This is a genomic window from Kitasatospora sp. NPDC058965, from assembly GCF_042741245.1.
In the GTDB taxonomy this organism is placed as follows: domain Bacteria; phylum Actinomycetota; class Actinomycetes; order Streptomycetales; family Streptomycetaceae; genus Kitasatospora.
In genome coordinates this window covers 1-14,068 of the sequence record NZ_JBHYKG010000229.1, presented here as the reverse complement: position 1 = coordinate 14,068, position 14,068 = coordinate 1, and the positions used below count along the sequence as shown (strand labels likewise).

The window sequence follows — 14,068 nt, the reverse complement described above, 5'->3', positions numbered from 1 at the left end:
TCCTCCCCTCCGACTCCGTGGTGGTCCGTCCCGTCAGACCTCGGACGCGCCCCGGACCGAGTGCTCCCCGCCGACGCGGGGGTGGTCCGCCCGGGGAGACCGACCCGGCGACGCTCACCGAGTGCTCCCCGCCGACGCGGGGGTGGTCCGTACTCGGCGGTGCTGATCGGTCTTTACCTGCTGTGCTCCCCGCCGACGCGGGGGTGGTCCGCGGCTCATGCTCGCGCAGTCGGCGGCGGTGAGGTGCTCCCCGCCGACGCGGGGGTGGTCCGGCCTTGTAGTCGGCCATGGCGGCGGCGATCAGGTGCTCCCCGCCGACGCGGGGGTGGTCCGTCGTGTTCCCGCGCCTTGGCAACAGAGGCCGGGTGCTCCCCGCCGACGCGGGGGTGGTCCGTACTTGGCCTGGTCCACCACGAGGGTGCGCTGGTGCTCCCCGCCGACGCGGGGGTGGTCCGCAGTGCATCCGCTCCCCCAGCCCTGCCGTCCGGTGCTCCCCGCCGACGCGGGGGTGGTCCGGCCGGCGAAGGCGCGACCCGCGACCAGCAGAAGTGCTCCCCGCCGACGCGGGGGTGGTCCGGCATTGGATGGAGGAGAGCATGACCAGGGTGTGTGCTCCCCGCCGACGCGGGGGTGGTCCGTCGGCCGTCGACATGGGCGGCAAGGTCGTCCAGTGCTCCCCGCCGACGCGGGGGTGGTCCGTACTCGGTGGCACCGCAGGACAGCAGGAAGTGGTGCTCCCCGCCGACGCGGGGGTGGTCCGCACTGGCGGAAGACCAGCCCGGAGTTCCAGGCGTGCTCCCCGCCGACGCGGGGGTGGTCCGTCGGCGGCCTGGTCGATCGGGCGCAGCCGGGGGTGCTCCCCGCCGACGCGGGGGTGGTCCGACCAGCACGCCGCGCGGATCGTTGCGGATGTCGTGCTCCCCGCCGACGCGGGGGTGGTCCGCCGCCGGAATCACGCCGCCCCACGCCCCCGGCGTGCTCCCCGCCGACGCGGGGGTGGTCCGTCCGCCGGGTACCTGAGCGGCTCGGCCGACTGGTGCTCCCCGCCGACGCGGGGGTGGTCCGGCAATCCGCGAGGCCAAAGGGCTCAGCCTGAGGTGCTCCCCGCCGACGCGGGGGTGGTCCGCTCACCTCTCGTACCGCGTCGGGTTCGTCGTCGTGCTCCCCGCCGACGCGGGGGTGGTCCGGACGGGCAGCAGATGTACGCGGACGACGTGTCGTGCTCCCCGCCGACGCGGGGGTGGTCCGCCTTCGACAGGTCCTGCATGTTCATGTCGCCGGTGCTCCCCGCCGACGCGGGGGTGGTCCGTACTCGATCCCGATCGGGTCGGACGGGCAGATGTGCTCCCCGCCGACGCGGGGGTGGTCCGGAGCTGGCGGCCGAGGACGCCGCGGCGAAGGTGTGCTCCCCGTCGACGCGGGGGTGGCGCCGTGACAGTTGGATTCCGTCAGGGCTTCTCGAAGTGACCACGAATGAGTCCTATGCGAGGAGATGATCGGCTCGCACCGTGTATCACGCGATTGCAGTATGACCAAATCTGCGGCTCTCCTGAAGATCTCGGAGTACCGACTCCGAAGGGTAAACGCCGTGCCCGAGCAATTCATGAGTGTCAAGCAGACCGCCGAGTACCTCAACATGTCCGTTGCCTGGGTCTATCGAGAGGCAACTGGCGTCGGTCTCGTTCCTTACAAGTTCGGGTCTGGGAGGAACGCGAAGCTGCAGTTCAAGGTCTCGGAAGTTCAGGCGTGGGTAAAGCAGCAGCGAGTATCCGGCGTCTGACCCGGGAATGAGTCTGGGGCGGGCCAGTTCAGTTTCGCTGGCCCGCCCCAGCTTTCAGGCGGCGAGGCCGAGGTCGAGCACCTCGGCGGCCCGGCTGATCGAGCCGGGCATCAGGTGGCGGTACACCTTGAACGTGATGTCGACGCTGCGGTGGCCCATCCAGTCGGCGACGTCGGTGATCGGGATGTTGTTGCTGAGGCAGTTCGAGGCGAAGAAGTGGCGGAAGCCGTAGAGGACCATGCCCTCCGGAATGTCGATCTCGCCGCTCCTCTTGATCCGCGCCCACTGGTTGTCGATGTAGTAGCCGAGGAAGGGCCGAGTGATGTCCATCGGGTGGCGGAGCAGGTAGCCGTCGACGGTGCCGTAGGTCTCTGCGTACCCGAGGACGCTGTCCTTGACGCGGCGGGGGAGCGGCACGTCGCGGTACTCGCCCTCCTTCCGGTGCTTCAGCTTCGCGTAGTTCTTGGTGGTTTGGTTGACCTGTTCGGTGACCCGGTACACGTCGTCGGCCACGATGTTGTTGATGTTGACTGCGTACGCTTCGCCGTTGCGTAGGCCACAGCCGCTCATGAGGTCGACAACCAGGCGGAAGGCATCGTCGCCGGCACCACGGATCCCGTGCAGCTGGCCGACCGACGGGATGACGGCCTTCTTCGGGTCGTACTGGGGCGGCTTGACCCCGTCGACCGGGTTGTCCTCGTACAGGCCGAGTCGGTGCGCGTCGAGCAGGATCGCCTTGAGCTTGTCGAAGGCGTTGGTCTGTGTGGCCAAGCCGATGTCGTTGCGCTCCATGGTCAAGATGAAGGACTCGACGACCTTGTGGTCGAAGGTGCCCATGCGGCGGCTCCCGAAGAATGGGAGCAGATGGTGTGTCAGCAGGGAGTCCAGGTGGCGTATCGAGGCGGGGCCGAGGTCGCGCTGCCCGGCCTTCCACTCCTTGGCGTACGCGGAGAACGGCATCAGCCCGTACTTCTGGATACGCTCCGCCTTCCGCTGGCTCAGTGGTGAGTTCTTCCGGGCCTGGTACATCTCGGCCAGGCGGGCCTTCGCCTTGTCCTGGGTGGCGAAGCCGGATTCCTCGGTCTGCTGGCCGGCCGCGTTGCGGTAGCGGATCTTGTACTCGTGCGGGCACCGGCTCCACTTGGACTCGGGGTGCTCGCACTCCTTGAAGAAGGTGCCCATGCCGCGGATGAGATTGACGGTTGCCATGATCGCTTCGAGCCCCCTGGAGTCATGCTGACACTTTGCTGACTCGGGAGGGTCCGTCATGCCCGTGACCTGGGTGAAAACGCCAGATCGGTGATATGTGGTGGAACTTCATCGGCCGAGACAGTGCCGAGATCGTCCAGGCCGTCGAGGACTGGGAGAAGGGCGACCGGTTCGGGACGGTGCACGGGTACGCGGGGGAGCGGCTGCGGGCGCCGCAGTTGCCGCCGGGGGAGTTGAAGCCTCGGGGGAGGGTGCGCTGAGCTGGGGGGAATCTGATCCGGACGGCGCGCCGTCCCGCTGCGCGCCGCCCGCCCGTCGGCTGTCCTGGGTGGGGCCGCTCTCGAGGCGGGTGCTCAGCGCTTCTCCGCCGCCTGAGCGGCTTCGGGGCGGCACCGGTGACCGCTCGCCACGAGTCTGATTCGCAGGCGCACCGAGCTCGACCCCGCCGCGCGCCTGTACCTCGGCCACCTCGATGCCAGCGCCTGCGTCGACCGCCCGTCGAGGTCAGCGAGACCACCACACGTCCTTCGCGTCGGGCTAAGGGCGTGATGACCAGATCGGGCAGTCGGTGTCGTGGGTGCTGAGCATGACGACCGTGCCGCCGTCCATCACCTTTCGGGTGAGGACGATGTCGCAGCAGTTCGCGGTCCGGGCATGGCGGGGTCCGAGGTCGTTCCGGGCGCGCAGGTCGTCCGGAGCATCTTGAAGCTCCTGTACGTCCCGGTCCGGAATCTCGGTCTCCGGCCATCGCGGTGTGTACCCGGTGGCGTTGGGGAGCGAGCGAGTGGTCCCCTCCTTCGGGATACGTCGGCGGGGGACGTGTTCGATGGGGACCCCGAGCGCACGGGCTCGTGCGTGCAGGCGGCGGCGATCACGGCGTTCGGACATCGCACCACCATGCCCGCCGGAACTGCGTTTGCGCCAGTCGCTGCCCCGCGACCGCAGGCTCGGCCGCCGTGGGCGGTGGCCCTGGCGCGCCGAACTCCGTTCCAGTGCCATGGATGTCAGTGCCGTCCCGGTCCCGTTGGTCGGCCCGGTGTCCTGGTGCGGCTCCGTGGGCTGCTGAGGACGGCCGAGGCAGTCAAGCGGCCGGAGACCGAGCAGGGACCGATCCGCCAGGTCCCGGGACCGTAGGCACCCGGACGGCCGGTGTGCTGCGCCCCCCGGAAGGTGGCCTGCCCACCCCAACGGCTTCCTTACCGGCGCCTCGCTACACTGAGCCCTCGCTGCCGCCTCCGCATCAGGGGCTCGTCACGCAGGCAATCAACAGGAGGATGGCCCGGTGCGCACTCGTCGATGGATTTCCGTGGTCGCCGGGGTCGTGGCGTTGAGCAGCCCGGCGGTCGCGTACGCACGCAGTGGGGGCGGCAGCCACGGGTTCGGTGGCGGCGGTGGCGGCGGGGGCAGCCACGGTGGTGGCGGCTTCCACGGGTCGACCATCGGCGGCTTCGGCCACGGTGTCGGGATCGGTGGCGGCGCCGGGGGCGGCGGGTTCGTCGTCCTGCTGGTGATCGTGCTGCTGCTCGTGCTGTTCCTGTGGCTCAGGTCTCGGTCCCGCAAGGCGGCATCGGCGGACGGCCTGAACACGGTCTCGGACCGTACCGCGCACCGCGCGGACGAGCAGGCTCGCAAGCGCGCCGCCCAGGTCGGGGCCCGGGTCGACGCGATCGCCGACACGGACGCGACCTTCGACCGCGAGGCGCTCGAACGCCGTGCTGTCTGGCTGTACGGGACGGCCCAACGTGCCTGGACCGCAAGTGACCACGCCACGCTGCAGCAGATCCTGTCCCCGGTGCTCTACGGCAAGTGGGCCGACGAGCTGCGCGACTACGCGTCGCGTGGCGAGGTCAACGTCGTGGAGATCGTCTCCGGCCCGGTCGTCGAGCTGGTCGACCTCGCGAATCGCGCGGGCGAGGTGAACGACACCGTCACCTTCCGGATCACGGCGACGCTCAACGACTACGTGCGCCGCGGCTACGGCCAGATCGCGGAGCGCAAGGACGGCTCGACGCGCCCGGTCGAGTACTGGACGCTGCGCAAGAACGGGGCCGGCGAGTGGATCGTGTCGTCGGTGGAGCAGGCGGCCGAGGGTGCGCACCACCTGACCAACGCCATCGAGACGGACGGCTGGGACCAGAAGGAGGTCGCTCGTGAGGCGGTGCTGGAGGTCGCCGGGAAGACCGCGGTCAGGGGCGTGAGCGACATCCTGTCGCTCACCAACATCTCCTGGAGCACGGATGCCGACGCCGCCGTCGGCGATCTGAGCGTGCTCGACGGTCGGTTCGACAGGTCGGTCCTCGAGGTCGCCGTCGAGCGGTTCCTGGAGGAGTGGGTCATCAACGACGGCAGCCTGGACTTCACCCCCGTACGGACGGTCAACCGGACCGTCATGCGTGACGCCGTCATCAGCTCGGTCAAGGTGAGCTCGCTGGTCTCGCCCGACCCGATCGTCTTCCGGGTCGCGGTCGACGCGGAGGGCGTCTACTACGAGGTCGACCGCAGCACCGAACAGGTGCTCCGCGGTGACGCCCGCAAGCGCAGGCCCATCGCCTTCTCCTTCGACCTCCGGCTGGACGACACCTCGACCAACGCCTGGACCGTGATCGCGGCCAACGTGCCGTAGGCGGGGCCCGCACGTCGGGGTGGGGCGACCTCGGGGTCGGCCCTCCCCGACGTGTTTCGGCTCGGCGGCGCGCTCAGGGGCAGGTGACGGGGGCGGCAGGCACCCCGTCGCCCCCGGGAACCCGCCCCCAGCACCCCGACCTACTGGGCGGTGGCGAGCTCGACCTGCACGCCGCTGCAGCCGTAGGGCCCGGCGAAGGTGGCGGGAGCGGAGACGAAGGACAGTCGCGAACGGACCACGCCAGGTGCTGAGCAGCGCACTGTTGGCCTCGATCTCGGCCAGGACCGCTCGGGGCGCGGAGCCGTAGGTGTTGGTCCAGCCGGATCCGAGACTGCCTCGGAGAGGTGCCGGTTCCGCCGGCGCCGTTGACCAGGGTGTTGCCCCTGCCGTGCCCGGGGTTGCTCAGACGGGCGACCTGACGGAGCGTCATGATGCCCTGTACGGGCGGCGTGGATGCGGGGGTGGTGCAGTAGGGCTGGGTAGCCCAGCCCCCGGCCCGGTTGCGGCCGAAGCCTTCCGGCTGCCGCCAACCAGCGGGGTGCCGTCGGCGCCGGCGGGGGTCGGTGCCGGGCGGTGCCGACGCGTCGTCAGTACCGGCCCCGGCCCCGGCCCCGGCCCCGGCCCCGGCCCCGGCCCTGACCCCGGCCCTGACCCCGGCCCTGACCCTGGCCCGTGCTGGTGCTGGTCTGTTGCCATCGGAATTCCCCGGCGGATCGTCGTCATGAGGCGAGAGAGCGCTCTCTCAAGGCCGCAGCTGAGGGTGGACCACTCGCCGACGCGGTGTCAAGGGGCCGTCGGAGAACGGAATCGCGACACCGGAGCCACGGCCCGCCGCCCGTGTCGCCGTCCACCGCCGCCGATCCCGGGTACTCGTGGCTCGCCCTGTCCGAAGTCTTGACAGGCCTGCGGGCGCCACCCGCAGAATGGTGCGAACCGCTGAGAGAGCGCTCTCTCGCCAGCCCCCACCCACGGCTTCCCGAGCGCGCCCTCAGGAGTCGCCCCCTGTCCGGAAGCCGACGCACCCCCACCTGCCGGTCCGGTCCTCCGTGCCGTCGTCGCGCCCCTCGCGGGCCGGCCGACGGCCGGGTCCGTACGCCCCGCCGTGGACCGGTGGACCAGTGGACCGGCAGTCCCGTGTCCACGCCGGTCCCGTGTCCACGGTCGCCCCGGAACGCCCACCCGTGGCCGCTCCGACGGTCGGGGCGTCCGGTGGCCGTTCGCCTCGCGTCCCTTCCGGCCTTCGAGTTGCCCGAAAGGATTCCCGCATGTTCCCACGCCTCCGATCGTTGCGAGCGCTCGCGTCGCTCGCGCTCGTGTCGGCTGCCGCGGCCGCCACCCTGGTCGCCGCACCGGCTGCGCAGGCCGGCACCGCACCGCCCCCGCCCGCGGGGTGGACCACGGTGTTCAGCGACGACTTCGCCGGACCGGCCGGGTCTGCCCCCGCGTCGGCGAACTGGTTCTACGACATCGGCACCGGCTACGGGACCGGCGAGAAGGAGCAGACCACCAGCTCCACCGACAACACCTACGTCGACGGCAACGGGCACCTGGTGCTGAAGGCGGTCAACAACGGCGGCAGTTGGACCTCGGCCCGGATCGAGAGCACCCGGGACGACTTCCAGGCGCCGGCCGGCGGGAAGTTGGAGATGACCGCCTCCATCCTGCAGCCCAACCCGGCGAGCGGGCTGGGCTACTGGCCCGCGTTCTGGGCCCTGGGCTCGCCGATGCGGGCCGGCGGCGGTTGGCCGCAGTCCGGTGAGCTCGACATGATGGAGGACGTCAACGGGCTGAACCAGGCCTCGCAGACCCTGCACGACTCGGCGGGCAGCAGCGGCCACGGTCTGATCGCCTGTCCGGACACCAGCTCCGGCTGCCAGACCGGCTACCACACCTACTCGGTGATCGTGGACCGCACCAACACCGCTGCGGAGTCGCTCCAGTACCTGATGGACGGCACGGTGGAGAGCACCGTCACCGAGGCGTCGGTGGGAACCGCCGCCTGGCAGCAGGCGATCGACCACGGCTTCTTCATCATCTTCGACCTGGCCATGGGCGGGAACTACCCCGACGGCGTCTCCGGAACGACCACGCCGACCGCCGCCACCACGTCCGGGGCCTCGATGAGCGTGGCCTACGTCGCGGTCTACGAGCAGGGTGGCAACTCGACCCCGACCGGGACCGCCACCGCGACGGGTGCGCTCACCGGCACCGGCGGACTGTGCCTGAACAACCAGAACTCGCTGAACACCGCGGGGAACCCGATCGGCGTGGCCGGCTGCAACGGGAGCGCGGGCCAGCAGTGGTCGCCGTACTCCGACGGGACGATGCGCGCCCAGGGCGGCTGCCTGGACGTGGTCAGCGCCGGGACCACCAGCGGGACCAACGTCGACTGGTACCCGTGCAACGGCACCCCCGCCCAGAACTGGACCCACCAGGCCAACGGCGAGCTCGTCAACCCCAACTCGGGCCTGTGCCTGGGCGTTCCCGGTGGCAACACCGGCGCCCGGCTCGACATCGAGACCTGCACCGACTCGGCGACCCAGCAGTGGACCCTGCCGTCCGGCAGCGGGGGCGGCGGCAGCTGCGGCACCACCGACCTCGCACTCAACCGCACCGCGACGGCCTCGTCGCAGGAGAACGTCGCCTTCCCGGCGGCGAACGCCGTGGACGGCAACAGCGGGACCCGTTGGTCCAGCGCGTTCGCCGACCCGCAGTGGCTGCAGGTGGACCTGGGCTCGACGCGGTCGATCTGCGGGGTGAGCCTCGCCTGGGAGACCGCCTACGGGAAGGCGTTCCAGATCCAGACGTCCAACGACGGCACCACCTGGACCACGATCTACTCCACCGCCGCCGGGACCGGCGGCACCCAGGCGCTGAGCGTCTCCGGCAGCGGACGCTACGTCCGGATGTACGGCACGGCGCGTGCCACCCAGTGGGGCTACTCGCTCTGGGAGTTCCAGGTGTTCGGCAGCTGATCCCCGCACGGTCGGTCCCGGGGAGGACCGGCTCGCGGCCCTGTCCGCCCGGCGTCGGCGGGCGGACAGGGCCGTGCGGTCGCGCGCAAACGCGGAAGGGCGGAGGCGCGCAGCGCGCCGCTGCGCCCGCAGGACGTCGAACACAGGTGTTGAACGCAGAGCGGGAGCCAGCGCCGGTCCGGGTGGACCCAGCCGTTCACGAGTATTGACAGTGCATCGGAAACAGGTGTGTCATGCCCCTGCAATGTTTACTAGTTGAACTCAACTGGCGTGCCCGTCCCGGCCCTTGACGCTCCGCGATTTCTGCCCCCACCCCACCTGCATGCCCTGGAGGCATCGTGCGCAGAACCGCAGCTCCCCCCAGGCTCGGCCGTGTGGCCGTGGTCCTGGCGGCCCTCTCCAGCTCGCTGTTGGCGGGCGCCGCGGGTGCCGCGCCCGCCTCGTCCACGTCGTCCACGTCGTCCACGTCGTCCGCCTCGTCCACGTCGGCCGTCTCCTCTGCGTCGTCCGCCGCGGCGGCGTCGACCGCCTGCCCGTGGGTCGGCTCCAGCGCGCCGATCCCGCAACGGGTCGGCGCGGTGCTGGCGCGGATGACGCTGGACCAGAAGGTCCAGTTGATGACCGGCGCGAACGGCTCGTCGGGCTACGCCGGATTCACCCCGGCGATCGGCTCGCTCTGCATCCCGGCGATGAACCTGTCCGACGGTCCCGCGGGAGTGGGCCAGGGGAACGGCAACGTCACCCAACTCCCGGCGCCGGTGGACGTCGCCGCCACCTGGGACACCGGTGCGGAGCAGGCCTACGGCCAGGTCAACGGCGCCGAGCACGCCGCCAAGGGGGCGACGGTCGACCTCGGACCGACCATCAACATCGTCCGCGACCCGCGCTGGGGCCGGGCGTTCGAGTCGGTCGGCGAAGACCCCTACCTCAACGGGCAGATGGGCGCCGCCACCATCCGAGGGGTGCAGTCCACCGGCGTGCTGGCCCAGGTCAAGCACATCGCGGCGTACAACCAGGAGACCAACCGCAACACCGCGGCCGACGACGTGATCGTCGGCGACCAGGCGCTGCAGGAGGTCTACCTGCCCGCCTTCCAGGCTGCCGTGCAGCAGGCCGCGCCCTCCTCGGCGATGTGCTCCTACGCCATGATCAACGGCACCTGGGCCTGCGAGAGCAAGGCGATCCTGAACGACGCGCTGCGGCAGCAGTTCGGCTTCGCCGGCTTCGTCACCTCCGACTGGGGCGCGACGCACTCCACCGTCGCCTCCGTGGACGCGGGCCTGGACCAGGACATGCCGGCCGGCGACCCGTACTACGGCGGCGTGCTGACCGGAGCCGTCAACGCCAACCAGGTGGCGCAGTCGACCGTCGACACGTCGGTCTCGCGGATCCTCACCGAGATGTTCGCCTTCGGGCTGTTCGACAAGCCGGTGACGGGCTCCACCGCCCAGGTGGCCACCGGCGGCGCCGACCAGGCCACCGGCGAGCGCATCGCGGAGGAGGGCACGGTGCTGCTCAAGAACGCCGGCGGCGTCCTCCCGCTGGGGTCCTCGACCACCTCCGTCGCGGTCATCGGCCAGGACGCCTCGACCAGAGCCAGGACCTCCGGTGGCGGCAGCGCCGACGTGAACTCCAGTGGCACGGTCACGCCGTTGCAGGGGATCCAGGCCGCCGCGCCGGCGGGCACGACCGTCGCCTACGACGCCGGGAGCAGCACCAGTTCCGCCGCCGCGCTGGCGGCCAGGTCGAGCGTGGCGGTGGTCTTCGCCGGCACGGGGGAGAGCGAGGGCTCGGACCTGCCGGGCATCGACCTGTCGAGCGCGGACAACGCGCTGATCGCGGCGGTCGCGGCCGCGAACCCGAACACCGTCGTGGTGCTCAACAACGGCTCGGCCGTCACGATGCCGTGGCTCGGCTCGGTCAAGGGCGTCCTGGAGGCGTGGTACCCGGGCCAGAGCGACGGGACGGCCATCGCCAACCTGCTGTTCGGGCACACCAACCCGTCGGGCCACCTGCCGGTGACCTTCCCGACCGACCTGTCGCAGGTGCCGGCGAACACCCAGGCCCAGTGGCCGGGCGTCAACAACCAGGTCCAGTACTCGGAAGGCGTCGACGTCGGGTACCGGTGGTACGACAGCAAGGGTCTCAAGCCGCTGTTCCCGTTCGGCTTCGGTCTGTCCTACACCACCTTCTCCTTCAGCAATGTGACGGTCGGTCAGCTGCCGCAGGGCGGGGCGGCGACGGTCACCGCGACCGTGACCAACACCGGCGCGCGGGCGGGCGCGGACGTGGCCCAGCTCTACGTCACCGACCCGGCGGCCGCCGGGCAACCGCCGCGCCGGCTGCAGGGCTTCGCCCGGGTGAACCTGCAGCCGGGGCAGAGCCAGACCGTCAGCTTCCCGCTGACCGAGCAGAACCTGCACCACTGGAACACCGCCACGGGCAGCTGGGCCACCAGCACCGGGGCCTACACGATCGCGGTCGGTGACGCCGACTCCGCCGACGCGCTGAAGGCGACCGCGACGCTCACGGTCTCGGCGAACCAGCTGGGCCGGCCGGTCACGCTCACCAACCCCGGTGCGCAGGAGGGCCTGGCCGGCACGGCGGTCTCGCTGACCGCGGCCGCCACCGACGCGACCGCCGGCCAGACCCCGGCCTTCACCGCCACCGGCCTGCCCGCCGGCATCGCACTCTCCACGGCCGGCCGGTTCACCGGCACGCCCACCACACCCGGCACCTACACCGTCGACCTGACCGCCGAGGACGCGAACGGCGCCCAGGCCACGACCGCGTTCACCTGGACCGTGGTGCCGAGTTCGGCCGGCCTCCCGACGACCCCGCTGGTCGGGTACCAGGGCCTGTGCCTCGACGTGGCCGGTGCGAACAACACCGACGGCACGGCCGTCCAGGTCTACACCTGCAACGGCACCGACGCCCAGCAGTGGACCGAGGAGTCGGACGGTACCGTCCGCACCCTCGGCAAGTGCCTGGACGCCTCCGGCGCGGGCACCGCGAACGGGACCAAGGTGGACCTGGCCGGCTGCACCGGCAGCGGCGCGCAGACCTGGCAGCCCCAGTCCGGCGGCACCCTGCTCAACCCGGCCTCCGGTCGCTGCCTGGACGACACCGCGAGCGGCCTGTCCGGCACCCAGGTCCAGCTCTGGGACTGCTCGGCCGCGGCCAACCAGCTCTGGCACCCGCCGACGGGCTCGACCCCCACCCGCACCGGTCCGGTGACCGGCTACGCCTCCCTCTGCCTCGACGTCCGCAGTGCCGGCAGCGCCGACCGCACGCCGGTCCAGGTGTACACCTGCAACGGCACCAACGCCCAGCAGTGGACCGTGGACCCCGCCGCCAACACCCTGCGGGCGCTGGGCAAGTGCCTGGACGTGAACGGTGCCGGCAGCGCGAACGGCACCCTGGTCCAGCTCTACACCTGCAACGGCACCGGGGCGCAGACCTGGCAGCCCCAGTCCGGCGGCGCCCTGCTCAACCCGGCCTCCGGGCGCTGCCTGGACGACACCGGATCCGGTGGCGCCGGCACGCAGTTGGAGATCTGGGACTGCACCGGCGGCGCCAACCAGAAGTGGACGCTGCCCTGACGCAGCGGGTGACCCGCTGACGGGGCTGTCGCACACGGTGCGGCAGCCCCGTTCGCGCCTCCCCGGCCGCTTCGTGCAACCTTTCCCGCGGCCCCTCGCATTAGGGGGTCGGGCAGCGCACACCGGCGCTGCCCGTGAGGACGAGGGAGGGGGCCACATGGTGCGGACCGCAGCGAACGCGCGCGACGCCGAGTTCACCGAGTATGCGGCGTCCCGGGCCGGGTGGCTGCGCCAGGTGGCGTACCTGCTCTGCGGAGACTGGCACCGGGCCGACGACCTGGTGCAGGAGAGCATCACCAAGCTGTACGTGAACTGGTCCCGGGCGGGGCGGGTGGAGAACCGCGACGGCTACGCCCGGACGGTGCTGGTCAACACCTTCCTGGCGGAGCAGCGGACCTCCTGGTGGCGGCGGACCCGGACGGCGGCGACGACGCCGGACCGGGCGTCGGCGGGAACGGACGTGGACGTCTCGCTCGACCTGCGGACGGCGCTGGCGGCGCTGCCGCCGCGGCAACGGGCCGCGGTGGTGCTGCGCTACTACTGCGACCTCTCGGTCGAGCAGACCGCCGACCACCTGGGGTGCTCGGCCGGGAACGTGAAGAGTCAGACCTCGCGCGGACTGGACGCGCTGCGGCGCGCCTTCGCGCAGCGACCGGTTGAGGGGAGCAGGGCGTGAACGACGGGACGACACTGGCCGGGGAGCTTTCGGCGCTGGCGCAGGAGCCCGCCCCGCCGAGCGGGGTGGACGTGCACGAGGCGGTGCGCCGCGGCCGCGGCCGGCTGCTGCGGCGCCGGGTGGCGTGGCTGACCGCGGCGACCGCGGTGGTGGCGTCCTCGGTCGCGCTGGCCGCGCTGCTGCCCGTCCGCAGCGAGGCGGCGGGCCCGGCCGGGCGGGCGACCGCGACCGCGACCGCATCCGCGTCCCCGTCGCCGAGCGGGGTGAGCACCTGGAACCCGGTGCCACCGCCGACCGGGGCCCCCGCGCCGTCCAGCACCAAGACGCTCGCGCCGTTGACCGGCCGCGATCCGCTGGTCGCCGACGGCCGGTTCGGCTGGCTGCCGGACCGGGTCAACCGGACCAGCTACGCGCTGCAGGCCGAGGGCGGGTACGCGAACGCGGCGGTGGACCCGATCGGGCCGACCACCCCGTCCTTCCACCTGACGGTCTTTCCGGTGGGGGTGACGCCCGCGCTGCCGGTGCTGATGGACGGCAAGCCCAACCTGCCGGGCTACACCCCCGGGAACCACGCCATCCGGATCGAGGCCCCGCCGGTCAACGGCCGGGAGGCGTACTGGATCAGCGCCAGCGACCCCAACGTGGCGAAGGGCATGAACGAGCTGCGCTGGCAGACCGCCGAGGGCCGGTGGGCGCAGCTGGACTCCGGCGAGCTCTCGGGCGACGACGCCCAGCGGGTGCCGCTGCAGGTGGCGGCCGGCGTGACCACGGGCCACTGGGAGGTGCCGCTGCCCCTGCGGTTCGACGGCCTGCCGGCGGGCTTCACGGCCTACTCCGTCTCGCTCGACCAGACGCGCGGCGGCACTGACTTCCAACTGCGGCTGGGCCTGCGGGACTCGGCCGACCACGCGATCGGCGTCTCGGTCCAGCCGGACGTCCCGTCGCCGGAACAGAGCGGTCCGCCCGGTGGGCCGGTCCGGCAGTCGCCGGGGACGTGCAAGTCCGAGTCGGGCGTCCGGGTCTGCGTCAGGCCGTCGAGCTCGCAGGACGCGGAGCACGCCTTCGACCAGGTCGGCGGGGCCCAGGGCCTGCTGGACCGGATCACCCTGTTCGGCACCGACCCGGCGAAGTGGAGCACGGGCACGCTCGGGTGACGGTGGCTCCGTCGGCGGGGGCCGGCCGGACAGTGCGGTGTCCGGCCCC

General features: G+C 71.9%; 8 protein-coding genes and 1 CRISPR repeat array. Of the genes, 7 read left to right on the top strand and 1 reads right to left on the bottom strand.

Features of this window, described 5'->3' with window-relative positions:
* Positions 1–60: 60 nt before the first annotated feature.
* Positions 61–1,431: direct repeats of the CRISPR family, unit length 29 nt; unit sequence GTGCTCCCCGCCGACGCGGGGGTGGTCCG.
* 97 nt (positions 1,432–1,528) lie between these two features.
* Positions 1,529–1,780 carry a helix-turn-helix transcriptional regulator gene (locus ACFW1A_RS29150; RefSeq protein ID WP_380413826.1) on the top strand — a complete coding sequence of 84 codons (252 nt, stop codon included), beginning with the start codon at positions 1,529–1,531 and terminating at the stop codon, positions 1,778–1,780.
* 54 nt (positions 1,781–1,834) lie between these two features.
* Here ACFW1A_RS29150 and ACFW1A_RS29145 read toward each other — a convergent pair whose 3' ends face one another.
* Entirely contained in the window at positions 1,835–2,989 is a 1,155-nt protein-coding gene (locus ACFW1A_RS29145) for a tyrosine-type recombinase/integrase (protein ID WP_380413824.1), read from the bottom strand.
* Between the two features lie 95 nt (positions 2,990–3,084).
* On the opposite strand from ACFW1A_RS29145, the gene ACFW1A_RS29140 reads away from it, so the two are divergent.
* The 6 genes from ACFW1A_RS29140 to ACFW1A_RS29115 all read left to right on the top strand — a co-directional run bounded on the left by ACFW1A_RS29140 (position 3,085) and on the right by ACFW1A_RS29115 (position 14,019).
* Positions 3,085–3,249, top strand: a complete 165-nt coding sequence (locus ACFW1A_RS29140) for a hypothetical protein (RefSeq protein WP_380413822.1) — start codon at positions 3,085–3,087, stop codon at positions 3,247–3,249.
* Between the two features lie 1,022 nt (positions 3,250–4,271).
* The gene (locus ACFW1A_RS29135) at positions 4,272–5,612 is read left to right on the top strand and encodes a TIM44-like domain-containing protein (protein ID WP_380413820.1); all 1,341 of its coding nucleotides are present in this window, start codon (positions 4,272–4,274) and stop codon (positions 5,610–5,612) included.
* Positions 5,613–6,877: 1,265 nt separating this feature from the next.
* Complete coding sequence (locus tag ACFW1A_RS29130) at positions 6,878–8,587, top strand: discoidin domain-containing protein (protein WP_380413818.1); 1,710 nt, start codon at positions 6,878–6,880, stop codon at positions 8,585–8,587.
* A gap of 374 nt (positions 8,588–8,961) precedes the next feature.
* A complete protein-coding gene (locus tag ACFW1A_RS29125; protein ID WP_380413816.1) occupies positions 8,962–12,189 on the top strand; it encodes a glycoside hydrolase family 3 C-terminal domain-containing protein in 3,228 nt (1,075 codons plus the stop codon).
* Between the two features lie 157 nt (positions 12,190–12,346).
* Positions 12,347–12,865 (top strand): SigE family RNA polymerase sigma factor, encoded by a 519-nt coding sequence (locus tag ACFW1A_RS29120; RefSeq protein ID WP_380413814.1) that lies wholly within the window; start codon positions 12,347–12,349, stop codon positions 12,863–12,865.
* Positions 12,862–14,019, top strand: a complete 1,158-nt coding sequence (locus tag ACFW1A_RS29115) for a hypothetical protein (RefSeq protein WP_380413812.1) — start codon at positions 12,862–12,864, stop codon at positions 14,017–14,019. Before ACFW1A_RS29120 ends, ACFW1A_RS29115 begins: the two co-directional genes overlap by 4 nt.
* The last annotated feature ends 49 nt before the right edge of the window (positions 14,020–14,068 follow it).

Coding starts and splice junctions, on each gene's coding strand:
- ACFW1A_RS29140 (WP_380413822.1), top strand. CDS start 3,085: ATGTGGTGGAACTTCATCGGCCGAGACAGTGCCGAGATCGTCCAGGCC.
- ACFW1A_RS29120 (WP_380413814.1), top strand. CDS start 12,347: ATGGTGCGGACCGCAGCGAACGCGCGCGACGCCGAGTTCACCGAGTAT.
- ACFW1A_RS29130 (WP_380413818.1), top strand. CDS start 6,878: ATGTTCCCACGCCTCCGATCGTTGCGAGCGCTCGCGTCGCTCGCGCTC.
- ACFW1A_RS29150 (WP_380413826.1), top strand. CDS start 1,529: ATGACCAAATCTGCGGCTCTCCTGAAGATCTCGGAGTACCGACTCCGA.
- ACFW1A_RS29145 (WP_380413824.1), bottom strand. CDS start 2,989: ATGGCAACCGTCAATCTCATCCGCGGCATGGGCACCTTCTTCAAGGAG.